This is a genomic window from Clavibacter lycopersici, assembly GCF_003576405.1.
GTDB classification, from domain to species: domain Bacteria; phylum Actinomycetota; class Actinomycetes; order Actinomycetales; family Microbacteriaceae; genus Clavibacter; species Clavibacter lycopersici.
In genome coordinates this window covers 1-294 of the sequence record NZ_QWGT01000604.1, presented here as the reverse complement: position 1 = coordinate 294, position 294 = coordinate 1, and the positions used below count along the sequence as shown (strand labels likewise).

1 protein-coding gene is annotated in these 294 nt (G+C 81.6%); it reads right to left on the bottom strand.

Annotated features, from left to right (window positions below; genetic code table 11):
* On the bottom strand, nucleotides 1-294 hold a 294-nt coding region (locus tag DZG00_RS16750), incomplete at both ends, for a glycerate kinase (protein WP_199689859.1).

The window sequence follows — 294 nt, the reverse complement described above, 5'->3', positions numbered from 1 at the left end:
CCCGCGCCCGCGGTGGCCGGATCCACGCGGAGGAGGCCGGCGAGGTGCGCGAGGCCCGCGTCGAGCGCGCGGACGTCCGCCGATGTCGCGCCCTTCTGCGGGCCGTAGACGGCGGCGGCGCCCGCGGGTCCGGTGAGGGGCGCGTCGACGTCGCCCAGGATCAGGGCACCGCCCGCGGGGAGTGCCCGGATCCCCGTGAGGTCGAGCGCCGCGATGCCCGCGAGCGCGCCGCCCCCGTCGCCGGCCGGGGATCCGTCGACCTGGACGGCGCGGGCGCCCAGCTCGCGGAGCGCG